Source organism: Pontibacter flavimaris (assembly GCF_001907195.1).
Lineage (GTDB): Bacteria > Bacteroidota > Bacteroidia > Cytophagales > Hymenobacteraceae > Pontibacter > Pontibacter flavimaris.
Genome location: NZ_LVWA01000003.1, coordinates 287444 through 307820, shown reverse-complemented (window position 1 = coordinate 307820; position 20377 = coordinate 287444). Strand labels below are relative to the sequence as shown.

Annotated in this window: 18 protein-coding genes; 12 read left to right on the top strand and 6 right to left on the bottom strand. The window is 52.7% G+C overall.

What is annotated here, in order from left to right:
* Window positions 1-109 precede the first annotated feature (109 nt).
* Window positions 110-649, bottom strand: a complete 540-nt coding sequence (locus A3841_RS03530) for a plastocyanin/azurin family copper-binding protein (protein WP_073850927.1) — start codon at window positions 647-649, stop codon at window positions 110-112.
* Window positions 650-700: 51 nt separating this feature from the next.
* Window positions 701-2443 carry a L,D-transpeptidase family protein gene (locus A3841_RS03525; RefSeq protein WP_073850926.1) on the bottom strand — a complete coding sequence of 581 codons (1743 nt, stop codon included), beginning with the start codon at window positions 2441-2443 and terminating at the stop codon, window positions 701-703.
* Window positions 2444-2777: 334 nt separating this feature from the next.
* Here A3841_RS03525 and A3841_RS03520 point away from each other — a divergent pair, with 334 nt between their 5' ends.
* Entirely contained in the window at window positions 2778-4676 is a 1899-nt protein-coding gene (locus A3841_RS03520; RefSeq protein WP_073851201.1) for a M1 family metallopeptidase, read from the top strand.
* 151 nt (window positions 4677-4827) lie between these two features.
* Here A3841_RS03520 and A3841_RS03515 read toward each other — a convergent pair whose 3' ends face one another.
* Entirely contained in the window at window positions 4828-5319 is a 492-nt protein-coding gene (locus tag A3841_RS03515) for a YciE/YciF ferroxidase family protein (RefSeq protein ID WP_073850925.1), read from the bottom strand.
* A 326-nt stretch (window positions 5320-5645) separates the two neighbouring features.
* Between A3841_RS03515 and A3841_RS03510 the strand changes: the two genes are divergently transcribed.
* Window positions 5646-6539 (top strand): cyanophycinase, encoded by an 894-nt coding sequence (locus A3841_RS03510; protein ID WP_073850924.1) that lies wholly within the window; start codon window positions 5646-5648, stop codon window positions 6537-6539.
* A 93-nt stretch (window positions 6540-6632) separates the two neighbouring features.
* On the top strand, window positions 6633-7253 hold the full coding sequence (locus A3841_RS03505; protein WP_073850923.1) for an HAD family hydrolase: 621 nt from the start codon (window positions 6633-6635) through the stop codon (window positions 7251-7253).
* A gap of 35 nt (window positions 7254-7288) precedes the next feature.
* On the opposite strand, the gene A3841_RS03500 is transcribed toward A3841_RS03505, so the two are convergent.
* A complete protein-coding gene (locus A3841_RS03500) occupies window positions 7289-8221 on the bottom strand; it encodes an isoaspartyl peptidase/L-asparaginase family protein (RefSeq protein ID WP_073850922.1) in 933 nt (310 codons plus the stop codon).
* A gap of 174 nt (window positions 8222-8395) precedes the next feature.
* On the opposite strand from A3841_RS03500, the gene A3841_RS03495 reads away from it, so the two are divergent.
* Together A3841_RS03495 and A3841_RS03490 are read left to right on the top strand one after the other, a co-directional pair.
* Window positions 8396-8767 (top strand): DUF3127 domain-containing protein, encoded by a 372-nt coding sequence (locus A3841_RS03495; RefSeq protein ID WP_073850921.1) that lies wholly within the window; start codon window positions 8396-8398, stop codon window positions 8765-8767.
* A 191-nt stretch (window positions 8768-8958) separates the two neighbouring features.
* Window positions 8959-9579, top strand: coding sequence for an AlbA family DNA-binding domain-containing protein (locus A3841_RS03490; protein WP_073850920.1), 621 nt, complete (start codon window positions 8959-8961; stop codon window positions 9577-9579).
* A 72-nt stretch (window positions 9580-9651) separates the two neighbouring features.
* Here the strand turns inward: A3841_RS03490 and A3841_RS03485 are convergent, their stop codons facing one another.
* A complete protein-coding gene (locus tag A3841_RS03485; RefSeq protein ID WP_083610205.1) occupies window positions 9652-10152 on the bottom strand; it encodes a toxin-antitoxin system YwqK family antitoxin in 501 nt (166 codons plus the stop codon).
* 279 nt (window positions 10153-10431) lie between these two features.
* Between A3841_RS03485 and A3841_RS03480 the strand changes: the two genes are divergently transcribed.
* A complete protein-coding gene (locus A3841_RS03480) occupies window positions 10432-11877 on the top strand; it encodes a PhoH family protein (RefSeq protein WP_083610204.1) in 1446 nt (481 codons plus the stop codon).
* Window positions 11878-12032: 155 nt separating this feature from the next.
* On the opposite strand, the gene A3841_RS03475 is transcribed toward A3841_RS03480, so the two are convergent.
* Window positions 12033-12578 (bottom strand): SRPBCC family protein, encoded by a 546-nt coding sequence (locus A3841_RS03475; RefSeq protein WP_073851198.1) that lies wholly within the window; start codon window positions 12576-12578, stop codon window positions 12033-12035.
* 206 nt (window positions 12579-12784) lie between these two features.
* Here A3841_RS03475 and A3841_RS03470 point away from each other — a divergent pair, with 206 nt between their 5' ends.
* The 6 genes from A3841_RS03470 to A3841_RS03445 all read left to right on the top strand — a co-directional run bounded on the left by A3841_RS03470 (window position 12785) and on the right by A3841_RS03445 (window position 20377).
* Window positions 12785-13231, top strand: coding sequence for a YkvA family protein (locus A3841_RS03470; protein ID WP_073850919.1), 447 nt, complete (start codon window positions 12785-12787; stop codon window positions 13229-13231).
* A 364-nt stretch (window positions 13232-13595) separates the two neighbouring features.
* The gene (locus A3841_RS03465; RefSeq protein WP_073850918.1) at window positions 13596-15902 is read left to right on the top strand and encodes a S46 family peptidase; all 2307 of its coding nucleotides are present in this window, start codon (window positions 13596-13598) and stop codon (window positions 15900-15902) included.
* A 349-nt stretch (window positions 15903-16251) separates the two neighbouring features.
* Window positions 16252-17433: a dipeptidase gene (locus A3841_RS03460; RefSeq protein WP_083610202.1), complete on the top strand. Its 1182-nt coding sequence runs from the start codon at window positions 16252-16254 to the stop codon at window positions 17431-17433.
* A gap of 220 nt (window positions 17434-17653) precedes the next feature.
* On the top strand, window positions 17654-18115 hold the full coding sequence (locus tag A3841_RS03455; protein WP_073850917.1) for a hypothetical protein: 462 nt from the start codon (window positions 17654-17656) through the stop codon (window positions 18113-18115).
* A gap of 140 nt (window positions 18116-18255) precedes the next feature.
* Entirely contained in the window at window positions 18256-18849 is a 594-nt protein-coding gene (locus tag A3841_RS03450) for a TetR/AcrR family transcriptional regulator (protein ID WP_235861279.1), read from the top strand.
* Window positions 18850-19048: 199 nt separating this feature from the next.
* Window positions 19049-20377 carry a TolC family protein gene (locus A3841_RS03445; RefSeq protein ID WP_073850915.1) on the top strand — a complete coding sequence of 443 codons (1329 nt, stop codon included), beginning with the start codon at window positions 19049-19051 and terminating at the stop codon, window positions 20375-20377.

Below are 20377 nucleotides of genomic sequence, written 5' to 3'. Positions count from 1 at the left end.
CAGTGTTTGGCCGTAAAAATAGACAATACTATCTATAATCTCTATTGCCGTCAACAAGCTTTTTTTGGAGAACGTTCGTTATGTCTACTCGTGCCTGCAAACACAGGCTTTATTTCACCACCAGCACCCCGTTCATCTTCTGCCAGTGGCCCGGATACGTGCATACAAAGTCGTACAGGCCGGGTTTGGTAGGGGCAGTAAACTCCATTTCCACCGTCTGCCCTGGCAAGGCCATCGGCGAACCGGCTATAACCGCCTCACTTTCGGGCATGTAGTTGCCCGAGGCCCCTACCCTTGCGCCTGCCAGCGCCACCTGCTTATACTTGCCCGGCACAGTGAATACCACATTATGCACCATGGGCATGTCAATTCCCTCGTTCACAAAGGTCAGCTTCACAAACGCTCCGGCTTTCGTTTCCAGGGTATCGGTGCTGTACCGAATCTCCTCCAGGGTATTGCCGAGGGCGTGCAGCTCCAGCTCCTGTACCTCCTGCTTGGTCGTGTCCTTGTCCTCAACCACGGGGGCGCTGGCGGCAGTGGCGGTATCCATCATCGTCTTTACCGTTTCGGATTCACCTTCTGTTTCCGGGGTATTGCAGCTCCACAGGGCGACAATCAGGGGCAGCATACCAAAGATTAATTTTTTCATGCGATTAAGATTGTGCCGGGCAGAACAGCTCTTGTTGCGCCCCGGCCGCTGTTATCCAAAGTACTGCTGCTTCAGGGTCTTATCGTGGCCATACAGGTCTTCCCGGAAATGCACATTGCCATCTTCATCCACCCAGCTGGTGAAGTATACCAGGTATACCTGGATCTTTTTGGGCAGCGTGATCCATTTCTCCTCGCCACCGTTCATCACTTCTCTGATGCTGTTCTCGTCCCACTCTGGCATGTCCTGTAGCACATACTTGGCCAGTTCCACCGGTTTCTCCAGGCGCACGCAGCCGTGGCTGAAGTTACGGTCTGTCTGGCTGAAAAGGGCGTCGGCCGGGGTGTCGTGCAGGTAAATCGCGTGCTCGTTGGGGAACAGGAACTTCAGCTGGCCCAGCGAGTTCTTCGGGCCGGGTTTCTGGCGCACCATGTACTGGAAGTTCTTCTCCGTCACCTCCTCCCAGTCAATATCGTAAGGCGATACAGGCTTCGGGTCCTTTTCCTTCGTTACGATCTCCATGTTCTGGGTGTCCAGCCAATCCGGGTTGTTGAGCATCTTAGGCTTGATTTCCTTCTCCACAATGCTGTTGGGCACGTTCCAGAAAGGGGCCAGCACCACGTATTCCATCTTCTCACTGAAAATAGGGGTGGCGTTCATGGTTTTGCCCACCACTACGCGCATGTTCATCACTTCTTTGTACTCCCGCTCCGCCTCCGGGTCATTGTCAGGGTCCTCGTAAATATAGAGTTTATACTCCGGGATGTTCACCCAGATATACTTCTGGTCCAGGTTTTTGGGCACCATGCGCTTGGGTATCCAGCGCCAGCGCTCCATGTTGATCATGATCTGCTCGATGCGGTCTTCAATCGGCACGTTCATCGTTTTCAAGGTGCCGCCCCCCACCACGCCGTCCTCTTTCAGGCCGTGCAGCATCTGGAATTGCTTTACCTGCGCTTCCAGCTTCTCGTCGAAGTGCCAGTTGCGCTTGTCGTTCACCTCGATGGGCTTATTGGGATTCAGGCGTTTTCTGATGGTGGCCACGGCCTGTGCGCTATCACCTTTCTGCAGCGTCTTCTTGCCGCCAAGCTCCACCTTTGGCCATCCGCCCTTTTCCTGTATGTTTCTGTAGTTTTGCAGGGCATCGCGCAGCCTGGTGTAGCCGGCGTGCAGGGCCTCAAACTCATAGTAGGGATAGGTGCTCTCCCGTTCTTCCAGGATGGTTTGCAGTGCCTTGTCCAGCTTTATCTTATTGCGTTTCACCTCCCAGTTCACGTTATTATTGGTGGTGGGGTCGATACGGCCGCGGTAAAAGTCGGAGGCGTAGTTAAAGTAGGAGGCGGTGAGGGCTACATCAATCTGCTGCTGCAAGTGCAGGCGGGTGGAGTCCTGCCCGTCCAGCTGTTCATACTTCTGGAACAGCTCGCTGAAGTTCACCAGTTTATACTTGTCCGGGTTGAGGCCCTCCACCGAGGAAGAGTCGATCACGCCCAGGAACTTCTGTGCCTGGGGCATCAGCTCATTCTCATTGAACCAGGCCAGCTTATAGTTGCGGTCGCCGTAGAACTTGTACATCAGGTCGGCGTGCTCCTTGAACTCGGGCTCCGCGGCAATATACTCTTTTATAAAGAGGCTGTCGGTGGTGGCCTGCGGCAGCTCCTCCTTCTTAAACAGGTCCGCAATGCCGTTTGATTCTTTTTTGTCTGAATCGCCTTGCCCGCAGCCTGACAGGCCGCCAAGCAGAAGCAGTGTTAGGGTACTCAGGGTGAGTATTCTTGATTTATAAGGGATCATGTTGTTTCGTTTTGCCCAGCTATTCCTGCGTCTGAATAGCCAAAAGCCGTATTTTTATACTTTCTGCTTCGGATAACAGTATAATGCAATACTGGAGTAGCTGAGTAGGTTTTCTATGCGTTTCAGCTTTAAGTACTTCAAAAAGAGTTAAAATGTTTTGCCCCGCTCCCATCGGTTCCTACATACTTTTACGGGGGCATCAATGCCCTGGGCCTTAGACTTTATACTCGTGAGAGGCTGCTTTCGATAAAAGTGGATGGATATTTGCGGCTCCCGTGGTTTTAGGTTTCGTGCGGAATTCCTAACTTACACCAAAATATCCTCAGATAAACCCATGAAATACTACCACCGTTGTTTACTTGGGCTGGGCCTGGCGGGCAGCCTGCAGCTGGCCTCCTGCTCCTCCACCACCACAAACGATAACGAGACTATGACCACAGAACAAACCGCGATGGAGCAAACCTCCGGCGACGTGCATAGCTTTGCCAAACCAGCCGAGGCTGTGGCCAAGCACCTGGACCTGGACATTGACGTGAACTTCGACCAGAAGGTGCTCAGCGGCACCGCGTCCTACCTCATCGAGAACAAAACAGGAACCGACCAGATCATTTTTGACACGCGCGGTCTGCAGATAGAGAAAGTATACCTGGGCGATAACATGGAGGAGACCAACTTTGAGCTCGGCGATGAGAAGGAATTCCTGGGCCGTCCGCTCACGGTCACCATCAAGCCCGACACGAAGAAGGTAACCATAAAGTATAAAACATCGCCCGATGCCGCCGCCCTGCAGTGGCTCAGCCCGCAGCAGACAGCCGGCAAGAAGCACCCCTTCCTGTTCACGCAGTCGCAGGCCATACTTGCCCGCACCTGGATTCCGATCCAGGACAGCCCCGGCATCCGCATCACGTACAGCGCCAAGGTAAAAGTGCCGAAGGAACTGCTGGCTGTGATGAGCGCGGAGAACCCGGTGGAGAAAAATGATTCGGGCGTTTATACTTTTGAGATGAAGCAGCCGATCCCCTCGTACCTGATGGCACTGTCGGTGGGCGACCTGGTGTTCGAGAAGATCGGTCCGCAGACCGGTATCTATGCCGAGCCGGCTACCATTAAAGCGGCCACTTACGAGTTTGCTGAGATGGACAAGATGCTGGAGGCGGCCGAAAAGCTCTACGGCAAGTATAGATGGTACCGCTACGACCTGCTCGTGCTGCCTCCGTCCTTCCCGTTTGGCGGTATGGAGAACCCGCGCCTGACCTTTGTAACGCCTACCGTGCTGGCCAAGGACCGCTCCCTCACCAGCCTGATCGCGCATGAGCTGGCGCATAGCTGGAGCGGGAACCTGGTCACCAACGGCACCTGGGATGACTTCTGGCTGAACGAGGGCTTCACCGTATACTTTGAGCGCCGCATTATGGAGGAGGTGTACGGGAAAGACTATGCCGACATGCTGAACGTGCTTGGCTACCAGGACTTGCAGAACACCCTCAACGACCTGGGCGCCGACAGCGAGGATACCCGCCTGAAGCTGGACCTGGAAGGCCGTGACCCGGACGAGGGACTGACCGACATCGCCTATGAGAAGGGCAACTTCTTTTTGCAGAACATCGAGAAAGCGGTGGGTCGCGAGAAGTTTGATGCTTTCCTGAACAAGTACTTCAACACCTTCGCTTTCCAGAGCACCGATACCGACAAATTCCTGAACTTCCTGCGTACCGAACTGATCAAGGGCGATGAGCAGCTTGCCGAGCAGATCAACATTGAAGGATGGGTTTTCTCACCGGGCCTGCCGGATGGTTTTGAAGCGCCCACAAGCATGCGCTTTGCCCAGGTAGAAGAAGCCTTCCAAAGCTGGAAAAGCGGAAAACCTGCCGCCCAACTGAACACCAAGGACTGGTCTAGCCACGAGTGGCTGCACTTTATACGCATGCTGCCGGATGGTATGAGCCAGCAGCAGATGGCCGAGCTGGACAAGGCCTTTAACTTCACCAATTCCGGTAACTCCGAGGTGCTGGCGGCCTGGTTTATCCACGCCATCCAGAATAACTACACCACTGCGGACCAGGCGCTAGAAACGTTCCTGACGAATGTTGGTCGCCGCAAGTTCCTGGTGCCGATCTACAAGGCGCTGGCCGCCACGCCGGAAGGCAAGCAGAAGGCACTGGCCATTTACGCCAAGGCGCGCCCGAACTACCATGCCGTGTCCACCGTCACGCTCGACGAGATGCTGAAATAAATCAACCTACTCTCACCTTAAAGCAAAAGCGGCTGCCAAAGTATGGCAGCCGCTTTTTTTATGGTCCTTAAAAACGAAAAGCTCTGTGACCTTCTGACCCGCTCGGTGGAGCCAGGTGAAGGTACAGAGCCTTCCTGCGTGTCTTTAAAAATTATCGTTCAGCCTTTATATTAATGGATTTCTCGGCAATCATAGTCAGTTTCTCGTCTGTCATTTTCTCCTCTTCCAGCGTCTGGTGCAGGAGCTTGAGCACGTCATTCATTCCCAGTTGCTTGGCATAGGTACAAACGGTACCGTAAGCGGCTATCTCGTAGTGCTCTACACGCTGTGCGGAGGCGATCAGGGCGGCATCCATCACGGCGGCGTCTGCTCGTTCGTCCATCATCGAGTCGGCTTCACGGATGATACCTTCCATGGCCTTGCACTTCTCCCCTTTGGCTTTCTCGCCCATCAGTTCGAATACTTTCTCCAGACGCTCGATCTGCTTTTCGGTTACCATCAGGTGCTCCTCAAACGCCTTCTTCAGGGTATCGGAGGAAGTAGCCTTCATCATTTTGGGCAGTGCCTTTGTAATCTGCTGCTCTGCGTTATAGATGTCTTTCAGTTCGTGGATCAGAAGATCCTTTAAGTTGTTTAGTTTCATAGCTTGGAAAGGTTACGCGTTAAATGGAATAAGCAATTTGCTTGTTACAGACCTACTATACGGTGTCATCCGGGTCGGGTTTAAGGATATCATTTTTTATTTGCCAACGCCTTGAATTAACCAGTTACCGCAATAATCAATATAACTTATCATATATAGCTAGATAGAAACCACAAGATATTCCGGCATTTGGGGCAGCTAAGCACAGGTTACTTTGGGCAAAGTGAAACGAATTTGCAGGAAAGCGGTAATCATACTGTACCAGTACAGGTTTGTGCTGCCGAAACAGAGGACATAACCGATAACTTAAACCGACAACATCACCCGTGGACAAACCCAAAGGAAAACTGATTGCAGTAGGCGGAAACGAAGACAAAGGCAGTTACCCGAATCCCAAGTCAAAAAAGAAGTACTACCTCGACTTTTTTGAACTGGGTATACTGAAGCGTTTCCTAAAGGAGATCCCCGTTAAAAACCCGCACATCGAGGTGGTGACTACCGCGTCCATGATTCCGGAGGAGGTGGGCGAGCGCTACACCAGCGCCTTTGGAATTCTTGGCGTAGATAATGTGCAGCTGATGCACATACGAACGGAGGAGGATGCCCTCAATCGGGAATTTATCGAGCGCGTACGCGTGTGCGACGGCATTATGTTCAGCGGCGGAGACCAGTCGCGCATTACCCGCATGTTCCTGGACACCGAACTGCTCGACATCCTCAAGCACCGCTACCAGCACGAGGAGTTCATAATTGCCGGCACCAGCGCAGGGGCCATGGCCATGTCGAAGGAAATGATCAAGGGCGGCAGTGCCCCCGAATCGTTGCTGCGCGGCGCCGTGAAGATGGGCCGGGGGCTGAACCTGATCCAAAGTGTGATCATTGACACGCACTTTGTGATCCGCGGGCGCTTTGGCCGCCTGATGGAGGCCGTGGTGACGCACCCGAAAACCATTGGCATCGGCTTGGGGGAAGATACGGGCGTACTTATCACCGAAGGCCACAAGATCGAGACCATCGGCTCGAACCTGGTGGTGATCGTGGATGGGCACGAGGTAAAGTATACCAATATCAATGAGGTGGAGCCTGGTAGGCCCGTTGCCATCAACCATATGCTCATGCATGTGCTGGCCAAGGGCAATCTCTACGACATCAACGCCCGGGTCTTCTACAAGAGCAGAGAGGATCTCCGGCACACCCAGCTGCAGGAGCTTAACCAGTAACGAGAGGAGCTAAAAGATTAATTCTGCCTCCGCAAAGTATAAAATTTACAGCAAGTATAAATCAACTGAATCACCCGCAATCCCTGTTAAAGTATGGCCATAAAAGCATTGATCATCGACCTCGACAATACCATTTATCCTGTACCATCTATCGGTGAAGAACTTTTCAAGCCCTTCTTTGACGTGCTGGAGGAAAGTGGGGAGTATGAGGGAGACCTGGATGCCGTAGAACAGGACATGATGCGCATCCCTTTTCAGAAGGTGGCTAAAAAGTATAAATTCAGTGAGCAGCTAAAGCAGCAGGGCGACGAGATACTCCGGAATTTAAAGTATGAAAAGGACATCCCTCCTTTTGAGGACTACAAGGAGTTGCAGGCGCTGCCGCAGCAGAAATTCCTGGTGACCACGGGCTACACCAACATGCAGGAGAGTAAGGTAGAAAAACTAAACCTGAGGAACGACTTTGCAGAAGTGCACATTGTGGACCCCAGCAAGTCGGACCTGACGAAAAAAGATGTTTTCCGGAGTATCGTGGAGCGCTACAAGTATGCTGCCTCCGAAGTGCTGGTTATCGGTGACGACCCGGAGTCGGAACTGAAGGCGGGGCGCGAGTTGGGGCTAGGCACGGTGCTGTACGCCAAAGATGACACCGCTCACGGCAACATCTCTCCCCGCATTACCCATTTCGGGCAGCTGAAAGAATTTTTGGCTTAGCACAAAGTATAAAAAGTATAAATGGACGCCTCCCGCTACGCTTTGTAAATCCCGACAAAGGTCTCCTGCTGTGCGGACTTGCTGGCGCGGTACATCCCCTCCGAGTTGAAGGGCATGGCGATTTCTCCTGCCGCAGTCAGAGCGATCAGCCCGCCCTCGCCGCCAAAGGCCACCAGCTTTTGCATCACCACTTCCTCACAGGCCTGCTGCAAAGTATAGCCTTTATATTCCATCAGGCAGGAGACATCGTAGGCCACCACCGCGCGCATGAAAAATTCGCCGTGGCCGGTGCAGGAGATGGCGCAGGTTTTGTTGTTGGCGTAGGTGCCCGACCCGATGATGGGCGTGTCGCCGATGCGGTTGTAGCGTTTGTTTGTCATGCCGCCCGTGGAGGTTGCCGCAGCCACATTGCCCGCCTGGTCCACGGCCACGGCGCCCACCGTCCCGAACTTCTCGTCGCGCTGCTCGGTGTGGTCCAGCATAAAGATGTCAGAGTCGCGCACCTCGCTCCACTGCTCATATCTATACTTGTCGAAGAAGTATGACTCCGGCGCCAGCTCCAGCCCGTAGCTCAGCGCGAACTCCTCGGCCCCGTAGCCACTCAGCATCACGTGGTCGGAGTGTTCCATGATGGCGGTTGCCAGCTTCACAGGATTTTTTATACTTCGAACGCCGGCCACGGCGCCAGCCTCCAGCGTTTTGCCGCACATGATGGCCGCGTCCATCTCATGCTTCCCTTCCTTGGTGAACACAGACCCACGACCGGCGTTGAAGAGCGGCGTGTCCTCCAGGTGTACCACCGCCAGCTCCACCGCCTCCAGCGCCGTACCACCCTGCTCCAGCACCTGGTGCCCTGCCTCCACGGCCTCTTTCAGAGCTGCCCTGTACGCCTTCTCCTGCTCCGCCGTCAGGCTGGCCCGTGTAATGGTGCCGGCCCCGCCGTGTATGGCAATCGCTGTTTTCTGCATGTTGTTTATACTTTTATACGTTGTAGCTTCCTCTACGCCGTTTGCGCGGAGGCTGTTTGATTTCGACCTTTCCGTCTGATTTTTTTGTATCAGAGAGGTGAAATAATGGACCCAATTCCGGGGAAAAATCGTTATCTTTGTCTAGCGTAAAACAACTAAATTAACTTATTTATTATGTCTTTTGATATCCAAGGTAAGCTGTACGAGGTCTTTGAGGAGCAACAGATCAGCGACAAGTTCAAGAAGCGCGAGTTCGTGCTGGAGATTCCGGACGGTTCTTACACGCAGTACTGCAAGTTTCAGCTGACGCAGGACAAGTGCAACCTGCTGGACTCCTACAAGAACGGCGACGAGGTGAAGGTAACCTTTAACCTCTCCGGCAAGCCTTTCACCAAGAATGGCCAAACCATGTACTTCACCAACCTGCAGGCCTGGAGGCTGGAGCCTGCGGCGAATGGCTTCAACGGTGGTGCCGGTGCAGCTGCCCCGCAGCAAGACGCCCCCTCGTTCTACAGCAGCGATGCCGACAACGACCTGCCTTTCTAAGCAAAGCAGTTCCTGCCTATAAATATTCCGGAAGCGAGCCCCAACAGGCTCGCTTTTTGTTTTAAAGAGTGAGGCGAGCGTTAAGCTAAAAAGATAAGTATGATTTTCTGCTGCATCGGGTTCAACGTTAGCCTGGCAGCAACTTTAGAATCAATTCCTGGTTTATACTTGTAAGCACCCACCCTACTACTATGGACGAGCTACAGCGCCTGATCTGGGAAGGCGAAAACGACAGCGTTGACTTCAAGCAGCGCGTCACCAAACCCGAGAAAATCGCCAGAACCATAGTGTCGTTTGCCAACACGCGCGGCGGCGTGATACTGGTTGGCGTGAAGGACAACGGTTACGTGATCGGGATAGACCCGGAGGAGGAGAAGCACACCCTGCAGCTTGCCGCAGACTTCTACTGCGACCCGCCCGTGACGCTGCAGTACGAGGAGGTGGAGCAGGACGACCGGGTGGTGCTGAAGGTGACGGTGCCTGAAAGTGCCCGCAAGCCACATTTCGCCAAGCTAAAAGACGACGACTGGCGCGGCTATGTACGCGTGAACGACACCAGCGTGCAAACCAGCAAAATGGTGAACAAGGCCCTGCAGCAGGCTCCCGAGCCCTTCGAGCCGCTCCCGCTCAACCGCCACGAGGAAGCCGTGCTGGCGTACCTGCGACTGCATCCGCGCATCACGCTGCGCCAGTTCATGAAGCTGGCCAACCTCTCCGAGCGGCGGGCCTACCGCACGCTGGTGAAGCTGGTCATCCACGGCTACCTGCTCCTGCACGACAAGGAGAAAGAGGATTTTTATACGTTGGTGTAGCCTCCGATTGCTGCTCGTGGCCGGTTACAGAATTCTATTAAAACAGCCGATGCAAGTATAAATTACGCTTAACTACTTCCCTTTCGTGCTGCCGACCAGATTCCCGCTTTGGTAGGTTTCTGTATACGAGTAATTTCCCTGCGCATCATATACCTGCCAGTCGCCGAACCAGTAGTAATGGTCTTTAAACGTGCTGCGGATGATGCGGGCCGTGCCCTGCCGGGCGAGGTTGCCGTTCTCATGAAACTTCTGCACCTCGATGATATTGTTGCGGCGGTTATACTTCTCCACCATGTAGCGGGTCCCGCTGGGATAATAGTATTTCCATTTCCCCACCTCGGCCCCGTGCCTGAAACGCCCGTTCCGGATCACGGTCCTCTCATCCCCCAAGTATACTTTCCAGCGGCCGTGGTAGCGGTCCTGCCTGTCATACCGGTTGATCTTCCAGAAAAGCATGCCCTGTTTCTTTGGCTTGTCTGCTTTCGTCTCCCTCTCCTGCCCCACCGCCGCAAAAGGCAGCGCCACAAGTATAAACACGGTCAAGATGAAAGGCCATAGTCGTATTACCACCATAAATTTTATACTTTGATGAGATCCTTCTGAACAAAGTATAAATTTTTTTACGGATAACTAAACAATTAGTTATATGATTTTAAAGTATAAATTGCTTAGATTCAGAACTATATAGTACGATTTAAATTTATAGTTGCGAGTAAGTATGAAGAGCAGCACACGTGGCGGTGCCAGCGCGTCGGCCGCGGCCGGATTTCTCACGTAAACAAGTATAAAGCTGCCCCGAAAGCAGCGCCTCGCAGACGTACAAAACAAGGTTTCACCCTAACCCTTTCGCTTATGCCCAAAGCATCTCCCGAAACCAAAACCGCTGGCGCTACCAGCAAAAGCATCACCAAACCCGCCGATAACGGCATCACCAAACCCACTAAGGCAAAGGCCGCACAGGCTAAAATAAAAGACGCAGACACCAAGAAGATCTTTGTGCTGGACACCTCGGTTATCCTCTATGACCACAGCGCCATCCGGAACTTCCAGGAGCACGACGTGGCCATACCCATCACGGTGCTGGAGGAACTCGATAACTTCAAGAAAGGCAACGACATCAAGAACTTCGAGGCCCGCGAGTTCATCCGCTTCATCGATAAACTCTCCTCCGAGAACAGGCTGCAGGACTGGATCCCGCTGAACGGCCGCAACAAGGGCAGCTTTAAGGTGCTGATGAACAACTCGACCTCAGGGGTGGATGCCGTGAATATCTTCGGTGACAAGAATGATCACCACATCCTGAACTCGGCCCTCACGCTGCAGCAGCAAAAGCCGCAGCACCGCGTGGTGCTCGTAACCAAAGACATTAACCTGCGCCTGAAGGCCCGGGCCCTGAACATCATCTCGGAGGATTATGAGACCGGTAAGATACAGGACGTGGCCGACCTCTACACCGGTTGCGATACCGTGGAGGATGTGCCGGCCAACCTGGTGAACGAACTCTACGAGCAAGGCTTCTGTGATGCGGAAAAGGCGCTGCCAAACCCGCCCAAGGACAACCACTTCTTTGTGCTCAAGAGCTTTAAGAATTCCGTGCTGGCCTACTATAACATTGCGGAGAAGCGGCTGGAGCGGGTGGATAAGCAGTCGGCCTACGGTGTAAAGCCGCGCAACGCCGAGCAGACCTTCGCCCTGCACGCCCTCATGAGCCCGCACATCAAGCTGATAAGCGTTCAGGGGGTGGCCGGTACCGGGAAAACACTGCTGGCGCTTGCCAGTGCCCTGGAGCAGCGCCGCGACTACAAGCAGATTTACCTGGCCCGCCCGGTGGTGCCGCTCAGCAACAAAGACATCGGCTACCTGCCCGGCGACATCAAATCGAAGCTGAACCCGTACATGGAGCCGCTCTGGGACAACCTCAAGTACATCCAGAACCAGTACCCCGAGACAAGCAAGGAGTACCAGCGGCTGAAGGAGATGGTGGAGTTGGAGAAACTGATGATCACGCCGCTGGCCTACATCCGGGGGCGCAGCCTCTCGAACATCATCTTTATAGTAGATGAGGCACAGAACCTGACGCCCCACGAGGTAAAAACGATCATCTCCAGGGCCGGCGAGAACACCAAGATCATCTTTACAGGCGATATTTACCAGATCGACACCCCCTACCTCGACTCGCAAAGCAACGGCCTCTCCTACCTCATCGACCGTGCCCGGAACCACCCGCTTTATGCGCATATTACGCTGCAGAAAGGCGAGCGGTCTGAGCTGGCAAACCTGGCAAACGAACTGTTGTAAGTATGGGAGTTAGAGAGTTTAGGAGTTAGAGAGTTAAAAGTCTCCTTACAAGTAAAAGGCCTGGCTGTGAAGTACAGCCAGGCCTTTTACTTGTAAGGAGAAGTATAAAATCAAAAGTTAATATAAACTCTTTAACTCCTAAACTCCCAAACTCTCTAACTCTTTAACTTTCTAACTCCCAATAGTTTCTGCAGTCCCTGAAGTCCCTTTTCGGCTTCTGTCCGCATTTTATACTTTTGCAGCACGCCCTGCAGCTTAGCCAAAGGAGTTTGCCTTAGCGCCGTTTGCTGCCGCCATACCACTTGGGTGCCTCCTTTATGGGCTTGCAGGGTAAATATACCAAGTATGGCGGAGGTGTCGCCGGGCTGCGACTGCCTGTAGGCGATGGTACCAGGCTGAATGCTTTCCGTGAAGAGGAGCTGGCCATCGCCTATTCTGTCGCCGCTCCACTGCAGGCGCGCGCCCTTGCCTTGCAGTGGCCCGCCGTAGAGGTGGATCATACTTGGGTCGTGCTGCTTGTTCAACACGCTCCAGCGTTGCCATTCAGTGGGATTGTTCAGGTAAGGGTATACTTCCTCCGGCGGTTGCTGCAGGAAAACTGCCTGTTGTACATCTATTTCGGCGGGCAAAAAATGTGAGGCACCAAGTAGGACGGCCGCACTTACGGGCAGCGCAAGCAGCACAATTCTGAGCAGTTTCATAAAGTAGGGTTGAGGCGGTAGGGCTTGTATTATTGGCAGGCAATCCCGCATCAATTTTAAGAAGCATCTTTGAACAAAACAAGCCGCGTCGCCTGAAATATTTTTTTGCGTAGGCAGCCTCTGGCGGCTGTCAGCCTGCATTCAGGCAGCTTTTAGCGGCCCTTACACGTACAGTGGATTAAAAGATATTAAATAGAAGATGCTATATGCTACAAGATTGGATACAGAAAGGATTTAAGTACTCCCAGAACCCCATTTTCAGGAGGTTTACCGGCAAGGCCGGAGCCTTGCTTTCCAAGCCCATGAAGATCGGGTTGCTGCTGACCACGGCATACAACAAAATGGTGGATGTAGACAGCGGCGAGAGCGGCTTCCAGCAGCTGAAGCAACTGATGATGACCTTTATGCGGATGGTAAGGGCTTATGTAAGGGGGGATTACCGGGACATTTCTAAAAAATCGATGATGATTGGGGTGGCTGTGCTGCTCTACCTGGTTACGCCGCTGGACATCATTCCGGATTTTATTCCCATCATCGGTTTGATGGACGACATCAGCCTGATGGCATGGTTTGTGGATGCCTTCAGCAAGGAGATCTCCAAATACCGTGAGTGGGAGACACAGACCAGCTACGAGAACATCGGCCGCTTCTGATTGCAGCGGATGAAAGTATAATTAATTGCGCCGATTACACGCCTTATGAAAAGCATCCTGTGCTACAGGGTGCTTTTTGTTTCTCCTTATCAGTATGAGAACAAGATAAGCTTAAAGTATAACGGAGGGATACCTGGAGATTGCTACCCGAACGGGTATGATCTATACGTTAAAAGTCTTTTGTCATTTGTCTAGCGCTCTTTTGCCTTTACTCTTAGTTTAGAATAGTGTTATACTTTCACTACCTTCCTTGGCTCACTCTTTTTACTATCCTGTCTGCCTCCAGCAGATAAAAGCCCTGCATCTGCGGCCGGAATTAGCTATCTTTAGGCGCTAAAAACAATAACCAACCTATACTTTTCACATGATCAGTAAACGCATAGTATCTTTTTTTGCGGCTATTTTGCTGAGCATCGGCATTTCCACAGCCCGGCCCGATGAGGGCATGTGGCTGCCCATGCTGCTCAAACAGCTCAACGAAGCCCAGATGCAGGACAAAGGCATGAAGCTCACAGCCGAGGACATCTACAGCGTCAACCAATCGAGCCTGAAGGATGCCATTGTTTCGTTCGGGGGCTTTTGTACCGGCGAGATGATCTCACCGGAAGGCCTGCTGCTCACTAACCACCACTGCGGTTACGGCCAGATCCAGCAACACTCCTCTGTCAAGAACGATTACCTGACCGACGGCTTCTGGGCCAAAACGCGGGAGCAGGAACTGCCCAACCCGGGTCTGACCGCCACGTTTATCGTGCGCATGGAGGATGTGACAAAACAGATCCTGACAGGTACCGAGGCGGCCAAGACCGAGGCGGAGCGTGAGGCCATGGTGCAGCGCAACATCGCCAGAGTAGGCCAGGAAGCTACGGCCGGTACCCATTACAATGCTGTGATCCGCCCCTTCTTCTACGGCAACGAGTACTACATGTACATCACCGAGACGTTCAAAGACATCCGCCTGGTAGGTGCTCCGCCTTCTTCCATTGGTAAATTTGGCGGTGATACGGATAACTGGATGTGGCCCCGCCATACCGGCGATTTTTCGCTGTTCCGTATTTACGCCGGGCCCAACAACGAGCCAGCCGAATACTCGCCGGAGAACAAGCCCTACAAGCCCAAGCACCACCTGCCTATTTCTCTGAGCGGTATTAAGGAAAATGATTTTACGATGGTGTTCGGATTCCCCGGCCGTACCAACGAGTACCTCACCTCGCAGGCCGTGCAGGAGATCTACGAGGTGTCTAACCCGCACAAGATCAACATCCGCGAAACCAAGCTCAACATCCTGGACAAGGACATGAAGGCTTCAGACGAGGTGCGCATCAAGTATGCAGCCAAGTATGCCAGCATCGCCAACGCCTGGAAAAAGTGGATCGGTGAGAACCGCGGCATCCGCAAGGCCAACGCTATTGAGGAAAAGCAAAAGCTAGAGCAGCAGTTTGCCCAGTGGGTAGCCGCCGACCCAACGCGCCAGCAAGAGTATGGCAGCCTTCTGGCTGATTTTGCCCAGAACAACAAGGCGCTCGACGGCATCACCATCTCCCGCGACTACATTAACGAGGCAGCCTTCGGCGTGGAGATCGTAAAACTGGCCAACAACTTTACTACGCTGCAGGCTTTGCTGGCCAAGAAGGCCCCTCAGAGCGATATCAATGCGCAGGTAGCGAAGCTGGAAACTTACGCGGCCGGTTACTTTAAAGACTACCACGCACCATCGGATAAGAAGGTGTTTGCCGCGCTGTTAAGCCTGTACTACCACAACATCGACCAAAAGCTGCATCCGGAGATCTTTAAAACGGTGCGCAGCAAGTATAAAGAAGACTTCACCAAGTATGCCGAAGACGTTTTTGCCAAGTCGGCCTTTGTTTCCGAAGCCGGTGTGAAAAAGGTACTGGCTGAGGCGAGACAAGGAAAGGACGCCATCAAAAACGACCCTGCCTTTGAGCTGGCCGGCAGCGTGGCAGACTACTATAGCGCCAAGGTCATGCCAACCTATACTTCGGTAAACGATAACCTGAACCTGCTTTACCGCAAGTATGTGGCCGGCCTGCGCCAGATGCAGAGCGACAAAAACTTCTATCCGGATGCTAACTCCACCTTGCGTGTAGCCTATGGCAAAGTGGAGCCCTACAAACCGGTGGATGGCGTAATTTATACGTACTATACTACGCTGGAAGGCGTGATGGAGAAAGCCGCTTCCGGTGTAGCCGAAGACTATGCCATCCCGGCCAAACTGCGTGAATTGTACGAGAAAAAAGACTACGGCCCTTATGGTGTAAACGGACAGATGCCGGTGTGCTTTATCGCCTCCAACCACACCACGGGCGGAAACTCCGGCTCCCCGATCATCAACGCCAACGGCCAGCTGATCGGCACCAACTTCGACCGTAACTGGGAAGGCACCATGAGCGACATCGTCTACAACCCGGACCAGGTACGCAATATTTCGGTGGATGTGCGCTACATGCTCTTTATCGTAGACAAATTTGCCGGCGCCACGCACCTGGTAGAGGAAATGACGCTGGTGACAGATGATACTTCCGGCCTGCCGCAGGTAGACGCCCGCAAGCAACAGCAACCGGAAACAGAGCTCTCCAAGAAAGAGAAAAAGAAGCTGGAAAAAGAGCTGAAGAAAAAGAAGAAAAAAGAAAAAGCCGAGGTTGAGGCTTAAGCTTTTCAAAGTATAAAGTATAAAATCCCCACCTGTCGCTACGGGTGGGGATTTTTTTATTCGGCTGGGTCCGTGCTATCTTCACAGACGTGATGTCTGATTTATACTTTTCATGACCTCCACTCCTATTCCTACAAAAGAAGAATTTATACTTGTAGAGGGCGCCGGAGCAGGTACTGGAAAAATCAGCTCAGTTTATACTTTATATACTTTAGCCAGACCTGTCGGAAAGTATACTTTATCCCAAGCACCTAGGCATTTCAGCAAAAACCAGTATATTTAAAGGATCATCCTCCGGCAAGCGCAGCAAAGACTGCCCGACCGGAAGTATAAACCACACCCCTCGCCCATGAGAAAGAAGCACCTTTACCTAAGTATATCCGCGGCCCTGGGCCTCGCATTCGGTAGCCATACCCTAGCCGCGCAGGACTACAGGCAAATACACCAGGAAGCCATTCTGATTGATACGCATAACGATGTGCTGATCTCAGTGATGGAAGGCCTGGACATCAGCCAGGACCTTCGTGGGCGCACACATTCGGACCTGGCGCGCTTCAAGGAAGGGGGCGTGGATGCGCAGTTCTTCTCCGTTTGGAGTGATGAGACCGGCAACTTCGCCTATGCCATGCAGCAGATCGACTCGCTGGAGGCCATCGTGCAGCGAAACCCGGATAAGCTGTTGCTGGCTACCAATGTGGCTGGGATAGAACAGGCCGTGCGGGAGGGCAAAATGGCTGCGCTGATTGGCGTAGAAGGCGGCCACATGATCGACAACGACCTGCAGAAACTCGAACAGCTCTACAACCGCGGCACCCGTTACCTCACCCTCACCTGGAATAACTCCACTCCCTGGGCCTCCTCTGCCGCCGACGAGACTTCCGGTAAAATGCCCAAATCCAAACAGGGGCTCTCTAAGTTCGGCAAGCAGGTGGTGAAACGCATGAACGAGCTGGGCATGCTGGTAGACCTGAGCCATGTGGGCGAGCAGACCTTCTGGGACGTGATGGCTACTACGAAAAAACCCGTACTTGTATCGCACAGCTGCGTGCATCAGATAAACCCGGTGTCGCGCAACCTGACGGATAAGCAGATAAAAGCCGTGGCCAGGAACGGTGGTGTCATCCATTTAAATTTCTTCTCCGACTTTCTGGATTCGGAATTCAGGACACGGCTCAAAAACTTTACCGATACTCATAAGCCTGAATCTGACTCCTTAAAAGCAGCAGGTTGGTCTAACGATGCAGTTATGGATCATTTGGCGGAAACGTATCCGGCTGAGGTCAAGCACATACGGCCCCCTCTCTCCGTTCTAATCGATCATGTTGACCATATCGTTAAACTGGTAGGCGTAGACTACGTTGGTCTCGGCTCCGACTTCGACGGCATTACCTCCGCCCCGCAGGAGCTGGATGGCGTGCAGGATTTCCCGAACGTGACCAAAGCGCTTTTAGCACGCGGCTACAGCGAGGCAGACGTGAAAAAGATCCTGGGCGAGAATTTCCTGCGGGTCTTCCGCGCTAACGGCGGTTGATGCCCCCGCCATACTTTCCCTGCCCCGTCTTCTTGATGGCAGGGAAAGTATAAGCTCCCTGCCATTCATACTTTCCTGGCCACTTTTTGTCTTGCTCCTGCCGCTCTTCGTCTTATAAATCACCCCTGCGCCTGCTTCAGAAATTAAATTTTCGTACTTTTGCCAGACTTTTGTAGCTACAACAAATGTAGCTGCGCCTAACCAGTAGTTTCTGAGCCCCTTGCGTAAAAGTAACCAGATCAAAGCCATTGCCATATACCAGATTGCGGGAGGCTTTTTAGGAATTGTCCTCTTGCTGTTGGTCCTGTTTGGTGGTGAGCTTACCGTAAGCCAGCAGGTGCTGCGCTTCAGCATTTTGGCGGGGTTGCTGTACGTGTTCTCCATACTTTGCGGCCGCATGCTGTTCCTAAACCCACGGCGGGGCCTCAAGCTGTCACTCGTAAACCAGGTGCTGCAGGTGGTGTACTTCAGTTTTGGCGCCTGGGCTTTTCAGTTTGTGGCGGGCCTGCGTATTGGCGTGGGCGTGGATATGGTCGGCGGGTGGATCTTCAAGTTCCGTCTCGCCCTTTCCTCCTTCCACTTCAGCTTCGGCGAGGATATGGGACAGAAATTCGTGGGCATCAACCTGGTCGCGCTTTTCCTGATCTTCTGGATGGAGCGCCTGCTGGAGAAACAATCTTAGTTTTTTTTAAACCTGTCGGACTATAGCCGGTTTGAAGTAACAGGAACAGAAAAAGGCGCAGGAATCATACTTTAGTTATAAGTTCATGTAATTAATATTTTCTGCCTGCACCAACTGCTTTATTTTTGTAAACCGAATGAATGTTCAATACAATTTCCCTCATGGAGCCAATAGCTGATAAGAAGAAAGCCATTTTTGAGAGCACCCTGGAACTGGTGCGGGAGAATGGCTTCCACGGTACGCCCATGAGCCTGGTAGCCAAGAGGGCGGGCGTAGCGGCTGGCACCATTTACCATTACTTTGAGGGCAAGCAGGAACTGATCATTGAGCTCTTCTATTACATCCGAGATCAGATCATCTCGGTGCTGAAACGCGAAGACTCAGCAAAGGTGCCTTTTCAGCAGTGCTTCTTTAATATCTGGTATGGCCTTTACGAGTATTACAGCCAGAACCCCAACGTGCTCATGTTTTTTGAGCAGTTTATAAATTCTCCATACAATACCTGCGTTGGCGAATCGAGTAAAAGCGAGTTCCACAAGCACCTGTTTGGTTTTTTTGAACGGGGCATAAGCGAAGGGCGCCTTAAGCCGCTAAGTCCAAAGATCCTCGGTACACTTGCCCACGCCAATATTATTTCAACCGTTAAAATTTACTCTGCTGGCCGATTTGTGCTGGAGGAAGACGAGTTAAAGCAGATCCCGCAAATTCTCTGGGATGGGATGAGTAGCAGGTGAGGCCGCCTTACTTACAGCCACCCCCTCAGCAAAGAAATGCAATTCTTATACCTTTATACTTTATGACATTAAAACGCATCATCAAATTTCTGCCAAACTATGAAAAAAAGGAATGAGCACCTGAGTGGCCCGCTTGCCGGCAAGCGCCTCCACTATCCCCCAGCTACTATTACCAACACCACGTATTTCAACTACCTACATGAGATTAATTAAGAAAATAAAACCATTGCTCCTGGGCTGCCTGCTAAGCCCAGCCCTTGCGCTGGCCCAGAACAGCGGGGCTGCCTCCGAGAGCCTTACGCTGGAGCAGTGCGTGGACTATGCGCTCGAGAACAGGGCCGCCGTGGAACAAGCCCTCATAGACAAGGCCATTGGCGACAGAGAGATCAGATCGAATCTTTCTGGCTGGTACCCACAGGTAAACGCCTCCTTTGCCGGTGCGCACAACATCAAGCTGCAGCAGCAGCCGTTCGGCGACCAGACCCTCACAATTGGCAGAAAATACAATTCTAACCTGCTGCTGGAGGCGACCCAGAACCTGTTTAACAGCGAACTGCTTCTGGCTTCAAAGGCTGCCCGCTTTACCCGCCAGCAACTGGACCAGGAGATCACCAATACCAAGATAAACACGGTAGTGGATGTGAGCAAAGCCTTTTATGATATACTGCTCACCCAGGAACAGCACCGCATCCTGCATGTGAACCTGGTTCGCCAGGAAAAGCAGTATAACGATGCCCGCAGCCGCTACGACGTTGGCCTGGTAGACAAGACCGACTACCAGCGAGCAGCCATCACGCTGGCTAACATTCGTAGCGACATCAAGCGCGCTGCGGAAGCCATCAAGGCCAAGGAAGCCTACCTGAAGCAGCTAATGGGTTTCCCGATCGAGAAGGATGTGGAACTGGTGTATGAATATGACCGGATGGAGCAGGCTGTGCTGGTCGATACCACTGAGGTGATTGAATTTGCCAACCGTATTGAACTGCAGCAGTTGCAGACCCAGCGCCAGTTGCTGGAGCTGAACACAGCCTATAATAAGTGGAGCCTCCTGCCGACTGTCTCTGCCTATATCAACTATAACTGGTTATACTTCAACGATCAGTTCGCGGACCTCTACAGCGCGGCCTACCCCACCTCTACCGTAGGGCTGCGTGTTTCTATTCCTATCTTTCAGGGGACCAGAAGGCTACAGGGAATTAAGATCGCCAAGCTGCAGGAAGAGCGCTTAGATGTGGCTATTGAGGATACCCGCAAAGCCATCAACACCGAGTACCAGGCATCGCTTGCCAACTATAAAGCCGACTACACCGATTGGCGCACGCTGCAGAGTAACCTGGAGATGGCTCAGGAGGTGTACGACATCATAAAGCTGCAATACGACGAAGGCGTGAAGGCTTATGTGGACCTGGTGGTAGCTGAAAGCGAGCTGCGTGCCACGCAGATCAACTACTACAACGCCCTTTACAACCTGCTGGCCAGCAAGCTGGACTACCAGCGCGCCATAGGCAACATAGATATCAATCAATAA

What these genes read in the sequence shown, in the direction of transcription:
- A3841_RS03490 (WP_073850920.1), top strand. Translation starts at nt 8,959, where the DNA reads ATGGACGAGCTACAGCGCCTGATCTGGGAAGGCGAAAACGACAGCGTT.
- A3841_RS03485 (WP_083610205.1), bottom strand. Translation starts at nt 10,152, where the DNA reads ATGGTGGTAATACGACTATGGCCTTTCATCTTGACCGTGTTTATACTT.
- A3841_RS03530 (WP_073850927.1), bottom strand. Translation starts at nt 649, where the DNA reads ATGAAAAAATTAATCTTTGGTATGCTGCCCCTGATTGTCGCCCTGTGG.
- A3841_RS03445 (WP_073850915.1), top strand. Translation starts at nt 19,049, where the DNA reads ATGAGATTAATTAAGAAAATAAAACCATTGCTCCTGGGCTGCCTGCTA.
- A3841_RS03495 (WP_073850921.1), top strand. Translation starts at nt 8,396, where the DNA reads ATGTCTTTTGATATCCAAGGTAAGCTGTACGAGGTCTTTGAGGAGCAA.
- A3841_RS03450 (WP_235861279.1), top strand. Translation starts at nt 18,256, where the DNA reads ATGTTCAATACAATTTCCCTCATGGAGCCAATAGCTGATAAGAAGAAA.
- A3841_RS03465 (WP_073850918.1), top strand. Translation starts at nt 13,596, where the DNA reads ATGATCAGTAAACGCATAGTATCTTTTTTTGCGGCTATTTTGCTGAGC.
- A3841_RS03480 (WP_083610204.1), top strand. Translation starts at nt 10,432, where the DNA reads ATGCCCAAAGCATCTCCCGAAACCAAAACCGCTGGCGCTACCAGCAAA.
- A3841_RS03470 (WP_073850919.1), top strand. Translation starts at nt 12,785, where the DNA reads ATGCTACAAGATTGGATACAGAAAGGATTTAAGTACTCCCAGAACCCC.
- A3841_RS03520 (WP_073851201.1), top strand. Translation starts at nt 2,778, where the DNA reads ATGAAATACTACCACCGTTGTTTACTTGGGCTGGGCCTGGCGGGCAGC.
- A3841_RS03515 (WP_073850925.1), bottom strand. Translation starts at nt 5,319, where the DNA reads ATGAAACTAAACAACTTAAAGGATCTTCTGATCCACGAACTGAAAGAC.
- A3841_RS03525 (WP_073850926.1), bottom strand. Translation starts at nt 2,443, where the DNA reads ATGATCCCTTATAAATCAAGAATACTCACCCTGAGTACCCTAACACTG.
- A3841_RS03475 (WP_073851198.1), bottom strand. Translation starts at nt 12,578, where the DNA reads ATGAAACTGCTCAGAATTGTGCTGCTTGCGCTGCCCGTAAGTGCGGCC.
- A3841_RS03500 (WP_073850922.1), bottom strand. Translation starts at nt 8,221, where the DNA reads ATGCAGAAAACAGCGATTGCCATACACGGCGGGGCCGGCACCATTACA.
- A3841_RS03460 (WP_083610202.1), top strand. Translation starts at nt 16,252, where the DNA reads ATGAGAAAGAAGCACCTTTACCTAAGTATATCCGCGGCCCTGGGCCTC.
- A3841_RS03505 (WP_073850923.1), top strand. Translation starts at nt 6,633, where the DNA reads ATGGCCATAAAAGCATTGATCATCGACCTCGACAATACCATTTATCCT.